Source organism: Lutispora sp., from assembly GCF_041687175.1.
GTDB lineage: Bacteria > Bacillota > Clostridia > Lutisporales > Lutisporaceae > Lutispora.
Genome location: NZ_JAWLCK010000209.1, coordinates 1 through 3,055, shown reverse-complemented (window position 1 = coordinate 3,055; position 3,055 = coordinate 1). Strand labels below are relative to the sequence as shown.

3 protein-coding genes are annotated in these 3,055 nt (G+C 34.6%); 2 read left to right on the top strand and 1 reads right to left on the bottom strand.

Features of this window, described 5'->3' with window-relative positions; all coding sequences use genetic code 11:
* Positions 1–144: DUF2500 domain-containing protein (locus ACESM9_RS15355; protein WP_373000727.1), on the top strand; the 144-nt coding region annotated here is incomplete at its 5' end.
* Between the two features lie 67 nt (positions 145–211).
* Here the strand turns inward: ACESM9_RS15355 and ACESM9_RS15350 are convergent.
* On the bottom strand, positions 212–2,035 hold the full coding sequence (locus ACESM9_RS15350) for an MEDS domain-containing protein (RefSeq protein ID WP_373000724.1): 1,824 nt from the start codon (positions 2,033–2,035) through the stop codon (positions 212–214).
* Between the two features lie 232 nt (positions 2,036–2,267).
* Here ACESM9_RS15350 and ACESM9_RS15345 point away from each other — a divergent pair, with 232 nt between their 5' ends.
* On the top strand, positions 2,268–2,954 hold the full coding sequence (locus ACESM9_RS15345) for a response regulator transcription factor (protein ID WP_373000720.1): 687 nt from the start codon (positions 2,268–2,270) through the stop codon (positions 2,952–2,954).
* Positions 2,955–3,055: the final 101 nt, after the last annotated feature.

The window sequence follows — 3,055 nt, the reverse complement described above, 5'->3', positions numbered from 1 at the left end:
TATTTAACCTTTGAGGATGAAAATGGCGAGAGAACTGAATTCTCTGTGAGCGGCAGCTTTTACAGCATGCATGCGGAGGGAGACACAGGGATGCTGACTCATCAAGGTACTAGATTCATACATTTTGAAAGAGATAGATTTTGAAGAATAAACAGGAGACTGATGCTTGCCTCCTGTTTTTGCTTATATGTAAGAAAATAATACAACATAATTATGAATATATGTCAGAAAACTCAATATTTATCTTTTCCACATGACTATTTATATCCATAGAATCCGGAAGAATGTTTATATCTCCTGAATCTGTCAAAGTTATGCATGGTAATTCTATTATAAATTCAGTGCCTTCATCTGGCTTGCTATACAAAGTAATGTTACCGTCATGTTTTTCCACAAGAGCTTTTACCAGAGATAATCCAATACCACTTCCCTCAGATTGTCTTGTCAAGGATTTGTCTACCTGCTGAAATCTATCAAATATTGTCTTTTGTTTATGCAAAGGAATTCCTATGCCGTTATCCTTTACAGATATGGTGAGTTTTTCATTATTTTCATTGACCTTAACCCAAATATTCCCTCCCATGGGTGTAAACTTAATTGCATTTGACAGCAGATTTAAAATAATCCTCTCAATGGCATCAGGGTCGCAGGCTATTGTTTTCTCATTCAAATCGGATTCAAACATAATAATAATGGATTTGCTCACTGCATACTCAGCTACAGATTGGGTTATCTCCCTAATTAGTTTGACAATATCATAGTTTTGCGATTTTATTTCATAATAATTAGCATCTATCTTGGTTATATCGATAATATTGTTCACAATCCTCAGCAACCTGAAACAATTTTGCTGCATCATTTTCAGATATTTGTTCCTATATTTGTCGCAACATGGTTTATTGTCACTTAATTTCATCAACTGTATGGCAGCTAAGATGACATTAAGGGGAGTCTTGAGTTCATGAGATATGTTGGAGAAAAATTCCGTCTTCATCTTGTCGCTTTCCATGGAATATTCTAATAGCTGCCTTTTCTTGGCAATGTCCTTTTTCAGTTCATCTATTTCCATAAGGTGAGTTATATCTCTTACTACCGATAAAACCACATGACGGCCTTGAAAAATGTATTTAGTTGCAACAATCTCAACATCCTTTACTTCTCCGTTGCCGCAGTTAAATTTACTTATCAAGAAATTGAATTCCTTATTTCCCTTTAATACATTATTAATAAATCTTTGAAGGTTTATTTCCATCTCTGGGATAACTAATATAGCCATGGATCTTCCCAACAATTTATAGGAATTCTTGACTCCGATCATTTGTACAGCTGATTCATTGCAATAAAATATTGTTTTTTCATCATGAATAAAAACAGCATCAGGCAATAACTCAAGAAGTTTTCTGTATCTTTCCTCACTTCTTTCAATCTGCCTGTCTTTTATGAGAATCTCTACATTTCTTATGAGACCTAGCTTGTCCTCATCCTTGGTAATAACATAGCTGTGATTCTTTATTATCTCCGCTATAGCAAATGCATCCACTTTATTTGCATCATAAAGACATATTACTATAAATGGTAGTTCACTAATATATCTATTAACACTTCTCTCATAATGTAAAAATGTCCTATAGAAGCTTTTCTCCAGCCAGGCAGTATCTGCAATGGCTCTGAGTCCATCACATCCACTATCTACTGCCTGTTTGACTAGATCAGTCCATTGCTTATTGATCCTTACTTCATTAAAGCTATTGTCTTTTATATACCATTGGCTATAGTGTATTATTTTTAACCGACCCCTTTGGAGGTATGAATCCACATCATCCACATATTCGCTTAACTTCTCTTTTATTTCTTCATAAGTTGTGTTATCCGAATAAATCCATATGCAGAGCTCATTGTTGATTAAACCGGATTGTATATATGTAACACCCGTTTGAAAGAAATCCTCTTTTGATGAGTATAGTTGTCCAATATGTGTACCCCAGGAAATATCACCTATTATGTTTACACCTAAATTCCTAAGTCTCCTGTCCATAATTGTCCCCCTATAGCAAATGGCAGATGGTTACCTATGTTTAGCCTATTTGTCATATTTTGTTTGACCATTAATTATTTTAAAGAATTGTCATATGTTTGTCAATATTGTGTCTTTTGTGCTGCTACTGGATTTCTTAAGAAATTTGTAATAATTCTAGTTGTTTTTTCTTAAACAGTGTATGCTATTATTACTAATAGAGATATCTCAGAGAATTCAGGGGTGAGCGTGAATGTACAATATTCTTGTTGTAGAAGATGAAAAGGAAATAGCGGCCGCTATTGAAGTATACTTAAAAAACCAGAATTATGGGGTATATAAAGCCTATAACGGCATGGAAGCAATTAAGATTTTTCAAAAGGAACAAATAGACTTAATACTTATGGATGTGATGATGCCCACAATGGATGGTATCCAATCAACTATTAAAATTAGAGAGACCAGCAACGTACCAATAATTTTTCTCTCTGCCAAGTCGGAAGATACTGATAAAATTATGGGACTTAATATCGGCGCCGATGATTATATTACGAAACCTTTTAATCCTTTGGAGCTATTAGCAAGGGTTAACTCTTGCCTGAGAAGGTATACCAGTTACTCCAAGGCTTCACAGCCTCAGGAAGATGTGATTAGAATAGGAGGGGTTGAACTAAATTTTACTACCAAAGAGGTATTGGTGGACGGAGAACCAGTGAAGACTACCCCTCTTGAATTTAAGATACTGCATCTTCTCATGAGAAATCCAAACAGGGTATTTTCCATTGAGGAGATATATGAAAAAGTATGGAATGAACCGGCATATAATCCGGATACGGTTACAGTCCATATACGAAGAATTCGGGAGAAAATAGAAATCAACCCGAAGGAACCGAAATATTTGAAGGTGGTGTGGGGTATTGGATATAAATTTGAAGGATGATATTGATATTGAAGAAAATACAAAAAGTGATGAAATTATAACTGATATTGAAGATAAACCATCCAGCGAAGAGAGTATAGATAGTAATAAAAGTATCTCAT

Coding starts and splice junctions, on each gene's coding strand:
- ACESM9_RS15350 (WP_373000724.1), bottom strand. CDS start 2,035: ATGGACAGGAGACTTAGGAATTTAGGTGTAAACATAATAGGTGATATT.
- ACESM9_RS15345 (WP_373000720.1), top strand. CDS start 2,268: ATGTACAATATTCTTGTTGTAGAAGATGAAAAGGAAATAGCGGCCGCT.